Raw genomic sequence first — 16,481 nt, 5'->3', positions numbered from 1 at the left:
CGGCGCCCGCTTCGTGCGGGCGCCATGCTTTGGCAGCTTGCCCAGATGCTGTGGGTGGGCGGCCTGTGGTTGTTGCACATCGGTGTGTTGCCGGTGTTGGGTCTGATTGGCCTGGCGCCGCTGCTGATCGATGAGCTCAACGGAATGCTGAGTGCGCTGCTGGTGGGTTTTGCGGCAGCGTGCGTGACGCTCCAGGCATTGGTGCTGGTCAAGGCTGAGGGTTTGGGGAGTTTGTGGCGGGATATTCGCGGCCAACTGCTGTTGATGGCGCTGTATGCGTGCGCAATGTTTTGCGTGGTGCATGTTTGGCTGCCGCAAGCGTTGCGCTGGCAGCTATTCAGCTATCTTGTGCTAGGGTTCTCCGGCCTGGTGCTGGTTATACAGCCGGCACCGGGATGGAGCGGCAGGGCGCGCGAAGCACGCCCGTGACCCTTGTATTACTTGAAGCGGTGTACGTTCGACAGCTGCTTGTTGACGCTGAAGTTCTTGCGATACAGCAGTGCCATCTTGCCGATGACCTGTACCAGGTCTGCTTTGCCGACCTTGCACAGTTCTGCAATGGCGGCCAAACGCGCTTCGCGGTCAAGGATGTTGACCTTGATCTTGATCAGTTCGTGATCGCCCAATGCGCGTTCCAGTTCGGCTAACACCCCTTCAGTCAAACCGTTGTCTGCCACAATCAGAACTGGTTTCAGATGGTGGCCAATGGATTTGTACTGTTTCTTCTGCTCTTGAGTGAGCGGCATAATCTGACCCCTGCGTCTGATCTTGTAAAAAGCGGCGGCCAGTTTACCCGAGCGAGTCCGGGACCGCCCAGTTAATCACGACCCGTTTTATTTTTCGAGGTGGCCCGTGGCCCGTTCCAAAACCAGCCTTAAGTGGCTACAAGAACATTTCAACGATCCTTACGTCAAAAAGGCGCAAAAGGACGGCTACCGTTCGCGGGCCAGCTACAAACTGCTGGAGATCCAGGACAAGGACAAATTGATTCGTCCAGGCATGAGCGTTATTGATCTTGGCGCAGCCCCTGGTGGCTGGTCCCAAGTGACCAGTCGTCTGATTGGTGGGCAAGGTCGGTTAATCGCGTCCGACATCCTTGAGATGGACAGCATCCCGGATGTGACCTTTGTACACGGGGACTTCACCCAGGACACGGTATTGGCCGAGATCCTCGAGGCTGTGGGAAATTCGCAGGTAGACCTTGTGATTTCCGACATGGCCCCCAATATGAGTGGATTACCGGCCGTTGATATGCCGCGAGCCATGTTCCTGTGCGAGTTGGCACTTGATCTGGCGGGTCGGGTTTTGCGTCCGGGCGGTGATTTCCTGGTGAAAGTCTTCCAGGGCGAAGGTTTTGACGAGTACCACAAGAACATTCGCAAATTGTTCGACAAGGTACAAACGCGCAAACCTGACTCTTCGCGAGACCGGTCACGCGAGCAATACCTGCTGTGCCGCGGCTTCCGTGGTGTCGAAGGTGCGGAGAGCGAAGAGCGTTTTTGAGGAATTCGAGGAGGGCGATAGGTTTTTTTATATCGCTTTCGTCACGAAGCTTTACGAATATTGTGTAGTCAAAGTTTCACAAAGGGTTACAGACGGCGCCTGCCAGAGTTGTAGGTAATGTAGTAAGTTAGGCCGGTGAATATCATGCGAAGCGCGCGCCAGTAGCGGAGCTTGCTTCAGAGGGTAGTTAATTGAACGATATGGCAAAGAATCTGATCCTGTGGTTGATCATCGCGGCTGTCCTGGTGACGGTGATGAACAACTTCTCCAGCCCTAACGAGCCGCAGACCCTCAACTATTCCGACTTCATCCAGCAAGTTAAGGATGGCAAGGTCGAGCGCGTAGCGGTTGATGGCTACGTGATTACCGGCAAGCGCAACGATGGCGACAGCTTCAAGACCATTCGTCCGGCAATTCAGGACAACGGTCTGATCGGCGACTTGGTGGATAACCACGTAGTGGTTGAAGGCAAACAGCCTGAACAGCAGAGCATCTGGACTCAGCTATTGGTAGCGAGCTTCCCGATCCTGGTGATTATCGCCGTGTTCATGTTCTTCATGCGCCAGATGCAAGGTGGTGCGGGAGGCAAGGGCGGGCCGATGAGCTTCGGCAAGAGCAAGGCGCGCCTGCTGTCTGAAGACCAGGTGAAAACCACCCTGGCTGACGTCGCAGGTTGTGATGAAGCCAAGGAAGAAGTCGGCGAACTGGTTGAATTCCTGCGCGATCCGGGCAAGTTCCAGCGCCTGGGTGGCCGCATTCCTCGCGGCGTGCTGATGGTCGGTCCTCCGGGTACCGGTAAAACCTTGCTTGCCAAGGCGATTGCCGGTGAAGCCAAGGTGCCGTTCTTTACCATTTCCGGTTCTGACTTCGTCGAGATGTTCGTTGGTGTCGGCGCCAGCCGTGTTCGCGATATGTTCGAACAGGCCAAGAAGCACGCACCGTGCATCATCTTCATCGACGAAATCGATGCCGTGGGTCGCCATCGTGGTGCCGGTATGGGTGGCGGTCATGATGAACGTGAGCAGACCCTCAACCAATTGCTGGTTGAGATGGACGGCTTTGAAATGAATGACGGCATCATCGTCATTGCCGCGACTAACCGTCCGGACGTGCTTGACCCAGCGTTGCTGCGTCCAGGCCGTTTCGACCGTCAGGTTGTGGTTGGCCTGCCGGATATCCGCGGTCGCGAACAGATCCTGAAAGTGCACATGCGCAAAGTGCCAATGGGTGATGACGTGGCTCCGGCCGTGATTGCCCGTGGTACGCCAGGCTTCTCCGGTGCCGACCTGGCCAACCTGGTCAACGAGGCTTCGTTGTTCGCTGCCCGTACCGGCAAGCGCATTGTTGAAATGAAAGAGTTCGAACTGGCCAAAGACAAGATCATGATGGGTGCCGAGCGCAAATCCATGGTCATGTCGGAGAAAGAGAAGCAGAACACCGCTTATCACGAGGCTGGTCACGCCATTGTTGGTCGCGTTGTGCCTGAGCATGACCCGGTTTACAAAGTGTCGATCATTCCGCGTGGCCGTGCACTGGGTGTGACCATGTTCCTGCCGGAAGAGGATCGTTACAGCCTCTCCAAGCGTGCACTGATCAGCCAGATCTGTTCTCTGTATGGCGGCCGGATTGCTGAAGAAATGACGCTTGGCTTTGACGGTGTGACCACCGGTGCTTCCAACGACATCATGCGTGCCAGCCAGATTGCACGGAACATGGTGACCAAGTGGGGCTTGTCGGAGAAACTCGGTCCTTTGATGTATGCCGAGGAAGAAGGTGAAGTGTTCCTGGGTCGTGGTGGTGGCGGTCAAGCTGCCAGCTTCTCGGGTGAGACGGCCAAGCTGATCGACTCCGAAGTGCGCAGCATCATTGATCAGTGCTACGGCACGGCCAAGCAGATCCTGACGGATAACCGCGACAAGCTGGATGCAATGGCTGATGCGCTGATGAAGTACGAAACCATTGATGCGGATCAGATCGACGACATCATGGCGGGTCGCGCACCGCGTGAGCCTCGTGATTGGGAAGGTGGTTCGGGCACTTCGGGCACCCCGCCTGTGGTGCAGAACGAACGTCCTGAAGCCCCGATCGGCGGCCCGGCAGCTGACCACTAAGGTTTGAAATGACTTCTGCGCTGTCCTCCACCCGGTTGCCTTGCGGCAACCGGGTTCTTGATTTGGCCCATACACATGTCATGGGCATTCTTAATGTAACCCCCGATTCTTTTTCTGATGGCGGCCGCTTTAGCCAGCAGGATGCCGCGTTGCGTCATGCCGAGGCGATGGTAGCGGCTGGCGCGACCTTGATTGATGTCGGTGGTGAGTCAACCCGGCCCGGCGCTCGCGTAGTTTCCCCGTTGGAGGAGCTTGAGCGGGTCGCGCCAGTCGTCGAGCGGATTGCCCGTGAACTGGATGTGATCATCTCGGTGGATACCTCCACTCCCGCTGTAATGCGCGAGACGGCACGCCTCGGTGCCGGGCTGATCAACGATGTGCGCTCGCTTCAGCGTGATGGTGCCCTGGATGCGGCGGCGGCAACCGGGCTGCCGGTATGTCTTATGCATATGTTGGGTGAGCCCGGCAATATGCAGGACAGCCCCCACTACGATGATCTCGTGGGTGAGGTGAGTGGTTTTCTTGCGCAAAGAATGGCTGAGTGCATCAAGGTGGGCATCGCCGCCGAAAAAATTATCCTGGATCCCGGGTTTGGCTTCGCCAAGACCCTGCAACACAACTTGAGCCTGTTCAAGCATATGGAAGCCTTGCACGCACTTGGTCGACCCCTGTTGGTCGGCGTGTCGCGCAAGAGCATGATAGGGCTGGCCCTGAATCGCCCGGTGGGTGAGCGGCTGTACGGTGGCCTGGCGTTGGCGGCACTTGCCGTGACCAAGGGCGCGCGTATTTTGCGGGTGCATGACGTCGCCGAGACGGTTGATGTGGTGCGCATGCTGGCCGCGGTAGAATCAGCCGAATAAGAATGATGGAGCACTTATGACTAAAAAATATTTTGGCACCGACGGTATTCGTGGTCGGGTCGGCGAATTCCCGATTACTCCTGATTTCATGCTCAAGCTGGGTTGGGCGGCCGGTATGGCGTTCCGCAGCATGGGCGCTTGCCGCATCCTGGTGGGCAAAGACACCCGCATCTCGGGTTACATGTTCGAGTCTGCGCTGGAGGCGGGTCTGTCTGCTGCAGGCGCCGATGTGATGCTGCTGGGGCCAATGCCGACACCGGCAATCGCTTACCTGACGCGTACGTTCCACGCTGAAGCCGGTATCGTGATCAGTGCCTCGCACAATCCCCATGATGACAACGGCATCAAGTTCTTCTCGGGCCAGGGCACCAAGCTACCGGACGAGATCGAGCTGATGATCGAAGAGTTGCTGGATGCGCCGATGACGGTGGTTGAGTCCAGCAAGCTGGGCAAGGTCTCGCGTATCAATGACGCCTCGGGCCGTTACATCGAGTTCTGCAAGAGCAGCGTGCCGACCAGCACCAATTTTGCCGGTCTCAAAATTGTTGTCGACTGCGCTCACGGTGCAACCTACAAGGTGGCGCCCAGTGTATTCAAGGAGCTGGGTGCCGATGTGACGGTACTCTCGGCCCAGCCAAATGGTTTGAATATCAACCATAACTGCGGCTCGACGCATATGGAGCAGCTGCAGGCTGCTGTCCTGGCCGAGCACGCCGACCTCGGTATTGCCTTCGATGGCGATGGTGATCGGGTGTTGATGGTCGACCACACCGGTGCGGTGGTGGATGGTGATGAGCTGTTGTTCATCATTGCTCGCGACCTGCATGAGCGTAACAAGCTGCAAGGCGGTGTGGTTGGCACGCTGATGAGCAATCTTGGGCTTGAGTTGGCTTTGGCCGAGCTGGGGATTCCGTTTGTACGCGCCAATGTCGGTGACCGCTATGTCATCGCCGAACTGTTGGAGCGTAACTGGCTGGTGGGCGGTGAGAACTCGGGGCATGTGGTTTGCTTCCAGCACACCACCACGGGCGATGCCATTATTGCTGCGCTGCAGGTATTGCTGTCCTTGCGTCGTCGCAAAGAGAGTCTTGCGCAAGCACGCCAGGCGCTGCGCAAATGCCCGCAAGTTTTGCTGAACGTACGCTTTGCCGGTGGCGAAAACCCCATCGAGCACCCTGCTGTCAAAGACGCCTGCGAGCGTGTGACCCTCGCAATGGCGGGTCGTGGCCGCGTGTTGCTGCGCAAGTCCGGCACAGAGCCGCTGGTGCGTGTCATGGTCGAAGGCGAGGACGAAACACAGGTTCGCGGCCATGCCGAAGACCTGGCAAAACTGGTAACTGAAATTTGCGCCTGAATTCGGCTTGCCAGTGATGATGTGGTTGGGTAACATCTGCGCCCACTTTGACCGACGAGGTACAGCATGCGTCGCACTATGGTAGCTGGTAACTGGAAGATGCACGGTACCCGCGCCAGTGTCGCTGAGCTGATCAATGGCCTTCGTCACTTGGCCTTGCCTGGCGGTGTTGATGTTGCGGTTTTCCCGCCTTGCTTGCATATCAACCAAGTGGTTGATGGCTTGAAAGGCAAGTCGATTCAGGTCGGCGCGCAGAACTCTGCGGTGGAACCCATGCAAGGTGCGTTGACCGGTGAGATTTCACCGAGTCAGCTGGTTGATGCGGGTTGTTCCTATGTGCTTGTCGGGCACTCCGAGCGTCGTCAGATGATGGGCGAGCGTGATGGGACACTCAATCGCAAGTTCGCAGCGGCACAGGCTTGTGGCTTGATTCCGGTGTTGTGCATAGGGGAGACCCTGGAGCAGCGTGAATCGGGCAAGACTCTTGAAGTTGTCTCGCGTCAGTTGGGCAGCATCATCGAGGAGCTGGGTGTTGGTGCGTTTGCAAAGGCAGTAATCGCTTACGAGCCGGTCTGGGCCATTGGTACCGGGCTGACTGCTACACCGCAACAAGCGCAGGATGTGCATGCAGCCATTCGCGCTCAGTTAGCGGCAGAGAATTCTGAAGTCGCGCAAGGTGTGCGGCTTCTATACGGCGGCAGCGTGAAGGCGGCCAATGCGGTCGAACTGTTCGGCATGCCGGATATCGATGGGGGGCTCATTGGTGGAGCTTCCCTGAATGCAGATGAGTTCGGTGCGATTTGTCGCGCCGCGGGAAACTGAAAAAATGCTGGAAACAGTCGTAGTCGTTTTTCATCTGTTGGCTGCCCTGGGCGTAGTTGCCCTGGTTTTGTTGCAACAGGGTAAAGGTGCGGATGCTGGTGCGTCTTTCGGTGCAGGTGCTTCAAATACTGTGTTCGGAAGCCAAGGTTCCTCTACCTTTCTTAGTAAGTTTACTGCTATACTTGCCGCCGGTTTCTTCATGACCAGCTTGGGGTTAGGTTACTTTGCTAAAGAGAAAGCTCATGTGCTGACTCAAGTAGGTCTCCCAAACCCAGCAGTGTTGGAAGTACCAAAAGCAAAACCGGCTTCTGATGATGTCCCGGTGCTTCAAGAGCAAAAGTCGGCTACTCCAGCGACTGACGTACCTCCAGCTCAAGAGCAGAAGTAAGAAGGGTTGTAAACGCTGTATTGCCGAGGTGGTGGAATTGGTAGACACGCAACCTTGAGGTGGTTGTGCCCATAGGGTGTAGGGGTTCGAGTCCCCTTCTCGGTACCAATTATCAGGAGAGCCCGCTGTTGCGGGCTTTCTTGTAGGTGGAAGGTTACATTGACCCTGGAAGGGATCGGTCGTATACTTCCGCCCCAGCTTTGTCGCGGGGTGGAGCAGTCTGGTAGCTCGTCGGGCTCATAACCCGAAGGTCGTCGGTTCAAATCCGGCCCCCGCAACCAGTTTTAGCGGAGCCCCTTTTAAGGGGCTTTTTGTTAGCTGGACACTTTCAACGCCGCTGTTCGACGGCGTTTCAAGGATGGGCGTTTCGCCCATTTTTTTATTTTGCACAGCATGCACATACATGCACGAGGGGGTTCAGGTGTCGAGCAAGCTAGAAGAGTTGCAGGCCTTGCTGGCCCCGGTGGTCGTGGCCCTAGGCTATGAATGCTGGGGTATTGAGTTTTCGGCTCAAGGTCGCCACTCAATGTTGCGCGTTTATATTGATCAAGAGGGCGGCGTGCTGGTGGACGATTGTGCCATTGTCAGCCGTCAGATCAGCGGTGTGCTGGATGTTGCAGATCCAATCGCCGTTGAATACACCCTCGAAGTTTCCTCGCCAGGCATGGAACGCCCACTGTTCACTATTGATCAGTTTGCAAAATTTGCCGGTGAACAAGTGAAGATCAAGCTGCGCTCTCCCTTTGAAGGGCGACGCAACTTTCAGGGCCTTCTGCGCGGTGTAGAAGAACAGGATGTCGTGGTGCAGGTAGAAGACCATGAGTTCCTGTTGCCGATCGATATGATCGACAAGGCCAACATTATTCCCAGTTTTGACTGAGACGCGGATCCCGCGGATCCAATGGCTTGCGAAAGGCGAGGCGTACGATGAGCAAAGAAGTACTGCTGGTTGTTGAGTCGGTATCCAATGAAAAGGGCGTACCGGCAAACGTGATTTTTGAAGCGCTGGAGCTGGCCCTGGCCACTGCTACCAAAAAGCGTTTTGAAGACGAAGTTGATCTGCGTGTGGAAATCAACCGCCACACCGGTGCCTATGAGACTTTCCGTCGCTGGACGGTCGTCGAAGAAGCCGATCTTGATGATCCGGCCATCGAAACCTGGCCGAGCAAGGTTGCGCAAACGCATCCGGGCGCCCAGGTCGGTGATGTCGTCGAAGAAAAGATCGAGTCGATCGAGTTCGGCCGTATTGCTGCACAGACCGCCAAGCAGGTCATCGTGCAGAAGGTTCGCGAAGCTGAGCGCGCTCAAGTCGTTGACGCTTATCGCGAACGCCTGGGTGAGATCATCTCCGGCACCGTGAAAAAAGTGACCCGCGACAACGTGATCGTCGACCTGGGCAACAACGCCGAAGCGTTGCTGGCCCGCGAAGACATCATCTCTCGCGAAACCTTCCGTGTCGGCGTGCGTCTGCGTGCGCTACTCAAGGAAATCCGCACCGAGAACCGCGGCCCTCAGTTGATCCTGTCGCGTACCGCGCCGGAAATGCTGATCGAGCTGTTCCGCATCGAAGTGCCGGAAATCGCCGAAGGCCTGATCGAAGTCATGGCTGCGTCCCGCGACCCGGGTTCGCGCGCCAAGATCGCGGTCCGCTCCAAGGACAAACGCATCGACCCGCAAGGTGCTTGCATTGGTATGCGCGGTTCGCGCGTCCAGGCAGTGTCGGGCGAATTGGGCGGTGAGCGTGTCGACATCGTTCTGTGGGACGATAACCCGGCGCAGTTTGTGATCAACGCCATGTCGCCAGCTGAAGTGGCGGCAATTATCGTTGACGAAGATGCCCATGCAATGGACATCGCCGTTGGCGCAGACAATCTGGCTCAGGCCATTGGTCGTGGTGGTCAGAACGTGCGTCTGGCCAGCCAACTGACCGGCTGGACCCTGAACGTGATGACCGAATCGGACATCCAGGCTAAGCAGCAAGCTGAAACCGGTGACATCCTGCGCAACTTCATCGACGAGCTGGAAGTCGACGAAGACCTGGCGCAGGTGCTGGTAGATGAAGGCTTCACCAGCCTGGAAGAGATTGCCTACGTACCGTTGGAAGAAATGCTCAACATCGACGGCTTTGACGAAGACACCGTCAACGAGCTTCGCGCTCGGGCCAAGGATCGCTTGTTGACTAAAGCCATCGCTACTGAGGAAAAGCTGGCAGACGCCCATCCGGCCGAAGACCTGCTCTCGCTTGAGGGTATGGACAAGGATTTGGCGATGGAACTGGCGGTGCGCGGCGTAATTACCCGCGAAGACCTGGCCGAGCAGTCTATTGACGATCTGCTCGACATCGACGGCATTGACGATGATCGTGCCGGCAAGTTGATCATGGCCGCCCGAGCCCATTGGTTCGAGTAACTAGGCGCGGCCTGAGGAGAGAAGTGCATGACGCAAGTCACGGTGAAACAACTGGCCGATGAGGTCAAAACACCGGTAGAGCGCCTGTTGCAGCAGATGCGTGAGGCAGGTCTGCCGCACACCGCCGCCGATGAAGGTGTGAGCGATAGTGAGAAGCAGTCTTTGCTGACTCACTTGAAGAGCAGCCACAAGGCGAAAGTGGAAGAACCGCGCAAGATTACATTGCAGCGCAAAACCACCAGCACCCTGCGTGTTGCTGGTAGCAAGAGCATCAGCGTTGAAGTACGCAAGAAGAAAGTCTTCGTACAGCGCAGCCCGGAAGAAATCGAAGCCGAGCGCAAACGCGAGCTGGAAGAACGTCGCGCAGTAGAAAATGCTGCTCGCCAGAAGGCTGAAGAAGAAGCCAAGCGTCGCGCCGAAGAAGAAGCGCGTCGCCAGCCTGCTGCTGCGCAACCTGCTGGTACTGAAGCGGTCGCCACGCCTAGCGCTCCTGTAGAGGCTGTGCGTGAGGCCGCTCCGGTTGCCGCCGCACCGGCTCCAGCAGCTGATCGCAAGCGCGACGAACCTCGTCGTCCGGACAAACCACGTGCCGACGACAACAATCGTCGCAGTGGCGGCGGTGATGGCGAGCGTAAAAACGCTCCGCATCGCGCTTCGGTCAAAGAGAAGGCGCCTGCTCCACGCGTTGCCCCACGTACTACCGACGAAGAAAGCGATAGCTTCCGTCGTGGTGGTCGCGGCAAGGCCAAGCTGAAAAAGCGCAACGCCCACGGTTTCCAGAGCCCAACCGGCCCTGTCGTGCGTGATGTGCAGATCGGCGAGACCATTTCTGTTGGCGATCTCGCCAATCAGATGTCGGTCAAGGCAGCTGAAATCATCAAGTTCATGTTCAAACTGGGTACTCCAGCGACCATCAACCAGGTGCTTGATCAGGAAACTGCTCAGCTGGTAGCCGAAGAACTGGGCCACAAAGTGACCCTGGTCAGCGACACCGCCCTGGAAGATTCCCTGGCCGAGTCCCTGAAGTTTGAAGGTGAGACGTTCTCCCGTGCGCCAGTTGTGACCGTAATGGGTCACGTTGACCATGGTAAGACGTCGCTGCTCGACTACATCCGTCGTGCCAAGGTAGCTGCTGGCGAAGCCGGCGGTATCACCCAGCACATCGGTGCATACCACGTTGAAACCGAGCGCGGCATGGTCACCTTCCTGGACACCCCTGGCCACGCTGCGTTTACCGCAATGCGAGCTCGTGGTGCCAAGGCGACTGACATCGTGATCCTGGTAGTTGCAGCGGACGACGGCGTGATGCCGCAGACCATTGAAGCTGTTCAGCACGCCAAGGCCGCTGGTGTTCCACTGGTAGTTGCAGTGAACAAAATCGACAAGCCGGGCGCCGATCTCGATCGCATCCGTAGCGAACTGTCGGTGCACGGCGTGACTTCCGAAGAGTGGGGCGGTGATACGCCATTCGTCTCGGTGTCGGCGAAAGTCGGTACTGGCGTAGACGAACTGCTCGAAGCAGTCCTGTTGCAGGCTGAAGTACTCGAACTCAAAGCAACGCCATCGGCCCCTGGTCGCGGTGTTGTGGTTGAATCGCGTCTCGACAAAGGTCGTGGCCCGGTTGCAACCGTTCTGGTTCAAGACGGTACCCTGCGCCAAGGCGACATGGTCCTGGTCGGTTCGAACTATGGCCGTGTACGTGCCATGCTCGACGAGAACGGCAAGCCAATCAAGGAAGCCGGTCCTTCCATCCCGGTCGAAATTCTCGGCCTGGACGGTACACCGGACGCTGGCGACGAGATGAGCGTGCTGTCTGACGAGAAGAAAGCCCGTGAAGTGGCTCTGTTCCGCCAAGGCAAGTTCCGCGAAGTCAAACTGGCTCGTGCTCACGCCGGCAAGCTGGAAAACATCTTCGAGAACATGGGCCAGGCAGAGAAGAAGACGCTTAATATCGTCCTCAAATCTGACGTTCGTGGTTCCCTCGAAGCGTTGAACGGCGCCTTGAACGGCCTGGGTAACGACGAAGTGCAAGTGCGCGTTGTCGGTGGCGGTGTCGGTGGTATCACCGAATCCGACGCCAACCTGGCACTGGCTTCCAACGCTGTACTGTTCGGTTTCAACGTGCGTGCCGATGCTGGCGCTCGCAAGATCGTCGAGCAGGAAGGCCTGGACATGCGTTACTACAACGTCATCTACGACATCATCGAAGACGTCAAGAAAGCCCTTACCGGCATGCTTGGCAGCGATGTCCGGGAGAACATCCTGGGTGTTGCCGAGGTGCGTGACGTGTTCCGCTCGCCGAAATTCGGTGCGATCGCCGGTTGCATGGTTATCGAAGGTACTGTGTACCGTAACCGTCCGATCCGTGTACTGCGTGAAGACATCGTTATCTTCGAAGGCGAGCTGGAATCCCTGCGCCGCTTCAAGGATGACGCTTCCGAAGTACGTGCCGGCATGGAATGCGGTATCGGCGTCAAGAGCTACAACGACGTCAAGGCTGGCGACAAGATCGAAGTCTACGAGAAGGTCCAGGTTGCTCGCAGCCTCTAACTCGCGCACTTCCGGAGCCACGCCGCGTGTGGGCATGCAAATGCCCCGCGCAGCGTACGGACTCTAAACGCAACGCCCGGTCTGGCTTTTGTCAGGCCGGGCGTTTGCCGCTTTCAGACCCCACGGGTTTCACCGTGTGGCAGTAACAGGTAACAAGACATGGCAAAAGAATACAGCCGTACCCAACGTATCGGCGATCAGATGCAGCGTGAGCTGGCCCAACTGATCCGTCGCGAAGTCAAAGACCCGCGCGTTGGCCTGGTCACCATCACCGCCGTTGAAGTGAGCCGTGACGTGGGTCACGCCAAGATCTTCATCACCGTGATGGGGCAGGACAACAGCGAAGAAATCGCGCAAAGCATCAAAGTGCTCAACTCGGCTGCAGGCTTCCTGCGCATGCAGTTGGCCCGTGAAATGAAGCTGCGCAGTGTTCCCCAGTTGCACTTCCACTACGACGAAAGCGTCGTGCGTGGTGCGCACCTGTCAGCATTGATCGAGCGCGCCGTGGCTGAAGACAGCCAGCACCCGTCCACACCTGAAGACGCCAAGGAGTAAGCGGTGGCTCAGGTCAAACGTATCCGTCGCAACGTCAGCGGCATCATTCTGCTCGACAAGCCCATTGGCTTTACCTCCAATGCCGCGCTGCAGAAGGTTCGCTGGCTGCTCAATGCCGAGAAGGCCGGGCACACCGGCAGCCTCGACCCATTGGCCACCGGCGTGCTGCCGTTGTGCTTTGGCGAGGCCACCAAGTTCTCGCAATACCTGCTCGATTCCGACAAGGGTTACGAAACCCTCATGCAACTGGGCAAAACCACCACCACGGCGGATGCCGAAGGTGATGTTCTGCAGGTTCGCGACGTGACCGTTGGTCGTGCTGATATCGAGGCCGTTTTACCCGCTTTTCGTGGGCAAATCAGTCAGATACCGCCGATGTACTCGGCGCTCAAGCGTGATGGCCAGCCTCTTTACAAGCTGGCACGTGCGGGCGAAGTAGTGGAGCGCGAACCGCGTTCTGTTACTATTGCGCGGCTTGAATTGCTCGCCAGTGAAGGCGACACCGCACGATTGTCGGTGGACTGCAGCAAAGGCACCTATATTCGTACCCTTGTGGAGGATATCGGTGAGCAACTGGGCTGTGGTGCATACGTTGCAGAGTTGCGACGTACTCAAGCCGGACCTTTCACCCTGGCCCAGACGGTCACGCTGGAAGAGTTGGAAGCGGTACACGCCGAAGGCGGCAATGAAGCAGTTGATCGCTTCCTGATGCCATCGGACAGCGGTTTGCTGGATTGGCCATTGCTGCACTTCTCGGAGCACAGCGCGTTTTACTGGCTCAACGGCCAACCGGTACGTGCCCCGGACGCTCCAAAGTTCGGTATGGTGCGGGTACAGGATCATAACGGTCGCTTTATCGGTATCGGTGAAGTGAGCGAAGACGGGCGCATCGCGCCGCGTCGACTGATTCGGTCAGAATGACCGGAACCAGTTTGTGGTAAAAGCGTAGCGAGCGAAGGTAAGACAAGGAAAAAACAGGCGAGGAAGCGGAGTTAACTGCTGTTAATGAGCATTCCGAGCCGGTTTTTGACGCAGGATTACCGAGCGCAGTAGCTTTTACGCAAACTGGGACGAGGGTGGCTGTTAATAGGCACGGTCACTACTCATTTTTAGATACAGGGATTTGTCCCTGGCCTATTGAGATCACCCTCTGGGTGGTTTCCCGAAAAAAGGATTGCCTCATGGCTCTCGACGTTCAAGAAAAAGCACAAATCGTTGCTGACTATCAGCAAGCTGTTGGTGACACTGGTTCGCCAGAAGTGCAAGTTGCACTGCTGACCCACAACATCAACAAGCTGCAAGGTCACTTCAAGGCCAACGGTAAAGATCACCACTCCCGTCGTGGTCTGATCCGCATGGTAAACCAGCGCCGTAAGCTGCTGGACTACCTGAAAGGCAAGGATCTGGGTCGTTATCAGGCTCTGATCGGTCGCCTGGGTCTGCGTCGCTAATAAGCGATTGCGCTAGAGGTTGGTTGTCTGCCGTGTGTCAGTGGGATTCCCGCTGGCCCATGGCAGGCTCCCAGCCTCAAGTTTTATCTGGATACACGTTTTACCCTGGACGAGCGTCGGGCCGATTCCCGGCATTGCCCAAGAATTTCGCAAGAAGACAAGTTCCCCCAAGAGCCACAAAGAAGGTAGGACACCGTGAACCCGGTTATCAAAAAATTCCAGTTCGGTCAGTCGACCGTTACCCTCGAGACAGGCCGTATCGCCCGTCAAGCCTCCGGCGCAGTGCTGGTTACCGTTGACGACGACGTTACCGTATTGGTGACCGTTGTTGGCGCCAAGACCGCTGACCCAAGCAAAGGCTTCTTCCCTCTTTCCGTTCACTACCAGGAAAAGACTTACGCTGCCGGTAAGATCCCTGGCGGTTTCTTCAAGCGTGAAGGCCGTCCTTCCGAGAAAGAAACCCTGACTTCCCGACTGATCGACCGTCCGATCCGTCCGCTGTTCCCAGAAGGCTTCATGAACGAAGTGCAGGTTGTCTGCACCGTCGTTTCCACCAGCAAGAAGACCGATCCGGACATCGCTGCGATGATCGGTACCTCGGCGGCCCTGGCTATCTCCGGCATTCCTTTTGATGGCCCGATCGGCGCTGCGCGCGTGGCTTTCCACGAAAGCACCGGCTACCTGCTGAACCCGACTTACGAGCAGCAGAAAGCATCGAGCCTGGACATGGTCGTTGCCGGTACTTCTGAAGCCGTATTGATGGTTGAGTCGGAAGCCAAAGAGCTGACCGAAGACCAGATGCTGGGCGCCGTACTGTTTGCTCACGACGAGTTCCAGTCGGTGATCAAGGCCGTTAAAGAGTTGGCTGCCGAAGCTGCCAAGCCAACATGGGCCTGGGCTCCACAAGCTGAAGCGACTGAACTGCTGGGCGCTATCCGCTCCGAGTTCGGTGCTGCCATCTCCGACGCCTACACCATCACCGTCAAGGCCGACCGTTACGCGCGCCTGGGCGAGCTGAAGGATCAGGTTGTAGCCAAGCTGTCCGGTGAAGAAGGCCAGCCTTCTTCCAGCGAAGTCAAAGCGGCCTTCGGCGAAATCGAATACCGCACCGTTCGCGAAAACATCGTTAACGGCAAGCCACGTATCGACGGTCGCGACACTCGCACCGTGCGCCCACTGAACATCGAAGTCGGCGTTCTGCCGAAGACTCACGGTTCGGCGCTGTTCACCCGTGGCGAAACCCAGGCTCTGGTCGTTGCAACACTGGGTACTGCCCGTGATGCACAACTGCTGGACACCCTGGAAGGCGAGAAAAAAGACCCGTTCATGCTGCACTACAACTTCCCTCCGTTCTCGGTGGGCGAGTGTGGTCGCATGGGTGGCGCTGGTCGTCGCGAAATCGGTCACGGCCGCCTGGCTCGTCGTTCGATCGCTGCGATGCTGCCTGCTGCCGACGTGTTCCCGTACACCATCCGTGTTGTGTCGGAAATCACTGAGTCCAACGGTTCCAGCTCCATGGCTTCCGTTTGCGGTGCTTCCTTGGCACTGATGGACGCTGGTGTACCGATGAAGGCACCGGTTGCCGGTATCGCCATGGGCCTGGTTAAAGAAGGCGAGAAGTTCGCCATCCTGACCGACATCCTGGGCGACGAAGACCACCTGGGCGACATGGACTTCAAAGTAGCCGGTACCGCTAAAGGTGTTACCGCGCTGCAGATGGACATCAAGATCAAGGGCATCACCGAAGAAATCATGGAAATCGCTCTGGGCCAAGCCCTGGAAGCGCGCCTGAACATCCTCGGTCAGATGAACCAGATCATTGGTCAGTCCCGCACCGAACTGTCGGAAAATGCTCCGACCATGATCGCGATGAAAATCGACACCGACAAAATCCGTGATGTTATCGGTAAAGGCGGCGCGACTATCCGTGCGATCTGTGAAGAAACCAAGGCTTCGATCGACATCGAAGACGACGGCTCGATCAAGATCTTCGGCGAAACCAAGGAAGCGGCTGAAGCTGCACGTCAGCGCGTTCTGGGCATCACCGCTGAAGCCGAAATCGGCAAGATCTACGTGGGTAAGGTTGAGCGCATCGTCGACTTCGGCGCATTCGTCAACATCCTGCCGGGCAAAGACGGTCTGGTACACATCTCCATGCTGAGCGACGCTCGCGTTGAGAAAGTGACCGACATTCTGAAAGAAGGCCAGGAAGTGGAAGTGCTGGTACTGGACGTGGACAACCGCGGCCGTATCAAGCTGTCCATCAAGGACGTAGCAGCAGCCAAGGCTTCGGGCGTTTAATCACCCGCTGGCTTTACGCTGAAAAAAAGGACTCTTCGGAGTCCTTTTTTTATGTGCGCCAGGCATGGCGCGTTGCGCGAAGCGCAACCAGCTTGGCTGTGGTGGCCTCGCTGGTGACTTGGAGGTGAAAGTCCTCTACACACCCGGCAAGGGGAAGTGTTAGCCAGAGGCAAGGGT

Annotated in this window: 15 protein-coding genes and 2 tRNA genes; 16 read left to right on the top strand and 1 reads right to left on the bottom strand. The window is 57.3% G+C overall.

Annotated elements, in window-relative coordinates; genetic code table 11:
* Positions 1-24: 24 nt before the first annotated feature.
* A complete protein-coding gene (locus ACTD9P_RS04470) occupies positions 25-429 on the top strand; it encodes a hypothetical protein (RefSeq protein ID WP_053258077.1) in 405 nt (134 codons plus the stop codon).
* Positions 430-437: 8 nt separating this feature from the next.
* On the opposite strand, the gene ACTD9P_RS04465 is transcribed toward ACTD9P_RS04470, so the two are convergent.
* Positions 438-746 carry a YhbY family RNA-binding protein gene (locus ACTD9P_RS04465; RefSeq protein ID WP_017139256.1) on the bottom strand — a complete coding sequence of 103 codons (309 nt, stop codon included), beginning with the start codon at positions 744-746 and terminating at the stop codon, positions 438-440.
* Positions 747-852: 106 nt separating this feature from the next.
* Here ACTD9P_RS04465 and rlmE point away from each other — a divergent pair, with 106 nt between their 5' ends.
* The 15 genes from rlmE to pnp all read left to right on the top strand — a co-directional run bounded on the left by rlmE (position 853) and on the right by pnp (position 16,304).
* Positions 853-1,503 carry a 23S rRNA (uridine(2552)-2'-O)-methyltransferase RlmE gene (rlmE, locus tag ACTD9P_RS04460; protein ID WP_017139255.1) on the top strand — a complete coding sequence of 217 codons (651 nt, stop codon included), beginning with the start codon at positions 853-855 and terminating at the stop codon, positions 1,501-1,503.
* Between the two features lie 200 nt (positions 1,504-1,703).
* Positions 1,704-3,614, top strand: a complete 1,911-nt coding sequence (gene ftsH / locus ACTD9P_RS04455) for an ATP-dependent zinc metalloprotease FtsH (protein ID WP_032865933.1) — start codon at positions 1,704-1,706, stop codon at positions 3,612-3,614.
* Between the two features lie 8 nt (positions 3,615-3,622).
* Complete coding sequence (gene folP, locus ACTD9P_RS04450) at positions 3,623-4,474, top strand: dihydropteroate synthase (protein WP_438866836.1); 852 nt, start codon at positions 3,623-3,625, stop codon at positions 4,472-4,474.
* 16 nt (positions 4,475-4,490) lie between these two features.
* Positions 4,491-5,828 carry a phosphoglucosamine mutase gene (gene glmM / locus ACTD9P_RS04445; protein ID WP_138813810.1) on the top strand — a complete coding sequence of 446 codons (1,338 nt, stop codon included), beginning with the start codon at positions 4,491-4,493 and terminating at the stop codon, positions 5,826-5,828.
* A gap of 66 nt (positions 5,829-5,894) precedes the next feature.
* Positions 5,895-6,650: a triose-phosphate isomerase gene (gene tpiA, locus ACTD9P_RS04440; protein ID WP_043051841.1), complete on the top strand. Its 756-nt coding sequence runs from the start codon at positions 5,895-5,897 to the stop codon at positions 6,648-6,650.
* A gap of 4 nt (positions 6,651-6,654) precedes the next feature.
* Complete coding sequence (secG, locus tag ACTD9P_RS04435; RefSeq protein ID WP_438866835.1) at positions 6,655-7,038, top strand: preprotein translocase subunit SecG; 384 nt, start codon at positions 6,655-6,657, stop codon at positions 7,036-7,038.
* A 22-nt stretch (positions 7,039-7,060) separates the two neighbouring features.
* Positions 7,061-7,146 (top strand) — tRNA-Leu (locus ACTD9P_RS04430).
* A gap of 96 nt (positions 7,147-7,242) precedes the next feature.
* A tRNA-Met gene (locus ACTD9P_RS04425) sits at positions 7,243-7,319 on the top strand.
* A 140-nt stretch (positions 7,320-7,459) separates the two neighbouring features.
* On the top strand, positions 7,460-7,918 hold the full coding sequence (rimP, locus tag ACTD9P_RS04420) for a ribosome maturation factor RimP (protein ID WP_438866889.1): 459 nt from the start codon (positions 7,460-7,462) through the stop codon (positions 7,916-7,918).
* Positions 7,919-7,965: 47 nt separating this feature from the next.
* Entirely contained in the window at positions 7,966-9,447 is a 1,482-nt protein-coding gene (nusA, locus tag ACTD9P_RS04415; RefSeq protein WP_071485563.1) for a transcription termination factor NusA, read from the top strand.
* 27 nt (positions 9,448-9,474) lie between these two features.
* Complete coding sequence (gene infB, locus ACTD9P_RS04410) at positions 9,475-11,997, top strand: translation initiation factor IF-2 (protein ID WP_065911181.1); 2,523 nt, start codon at positions 9,475-9,477, stop codon at positions 11,995-11,997.
* A gap of 159 nt (positions 11,998-12,156) precedes the next feature.
* Positions 12,157-12,552: a 30S ribosome-binding factor RbfA gene (gene rbfA, locus ACTD9P_RS04405; RefSeq protein ID WP_003176137.1), complete on the top strand. Its 396-nt coding sequence runs from the start codon at positions 12,157-12,159 to the stop codon at positions 12,550-12,552.
* A gap of 3 nt (positions 12,553-12,555) precedes the next feature.
* The gene (gene truB / locus ACTD9P_RS04400) at positions 12,556-13,473 is read left to right on the top strand and encodes a tRNA pseudouridine(55) synthase TruB (RefSeq protein WP_017139248.1); all 918 of its coding nucleotides are present in this window, start codon (positions 12,556-12,558) and stop codon (positions 13,471-13,473) included.
* A 260-nt stretch (positions 13,474-13,733) separates the two neighbouring features.
* Positions 13,734-14,003 carry a 30S ribosomal protein S15 gene (rpsO, locus tag ACTD9P_RS04395; protein WP_003176135.1) on the top strand — a complete coding sequence of 90 codons (270 nt, stop codon included), beginning with the start codon at positions 13,734-13,736 and terminating at the stop codon, positions 14,001-14,003.
* Positions 14,004-14,198: 195 nt separating this feature from the next.
* Positions 14,199-16,304, top strand: a complete 2,106-nt coding sequence (gene pnp / locus ACTD9P_RS04390) for a polyribonucleotide nucleotidyltransferase (RefSeq protein WP_056858281.1) — start codon at positions 14,199-14,201, stop codon at positions 16,302-16,304.
* Positions 16,305-16,481: the final 177 nt, after the last annotated feature.

This window comes from Pseudomonas onubensis, from assembly GCF_965653655.1.
GTDB lineage: Bacteria > Pseudomonadota > Gammaproteobacteria > Pseudomonadales > Pseudomonadaceae > Aquipseudomonas.
This window is presented reverse-complemented; position numbering and strand designations above follow the sequence as displayed.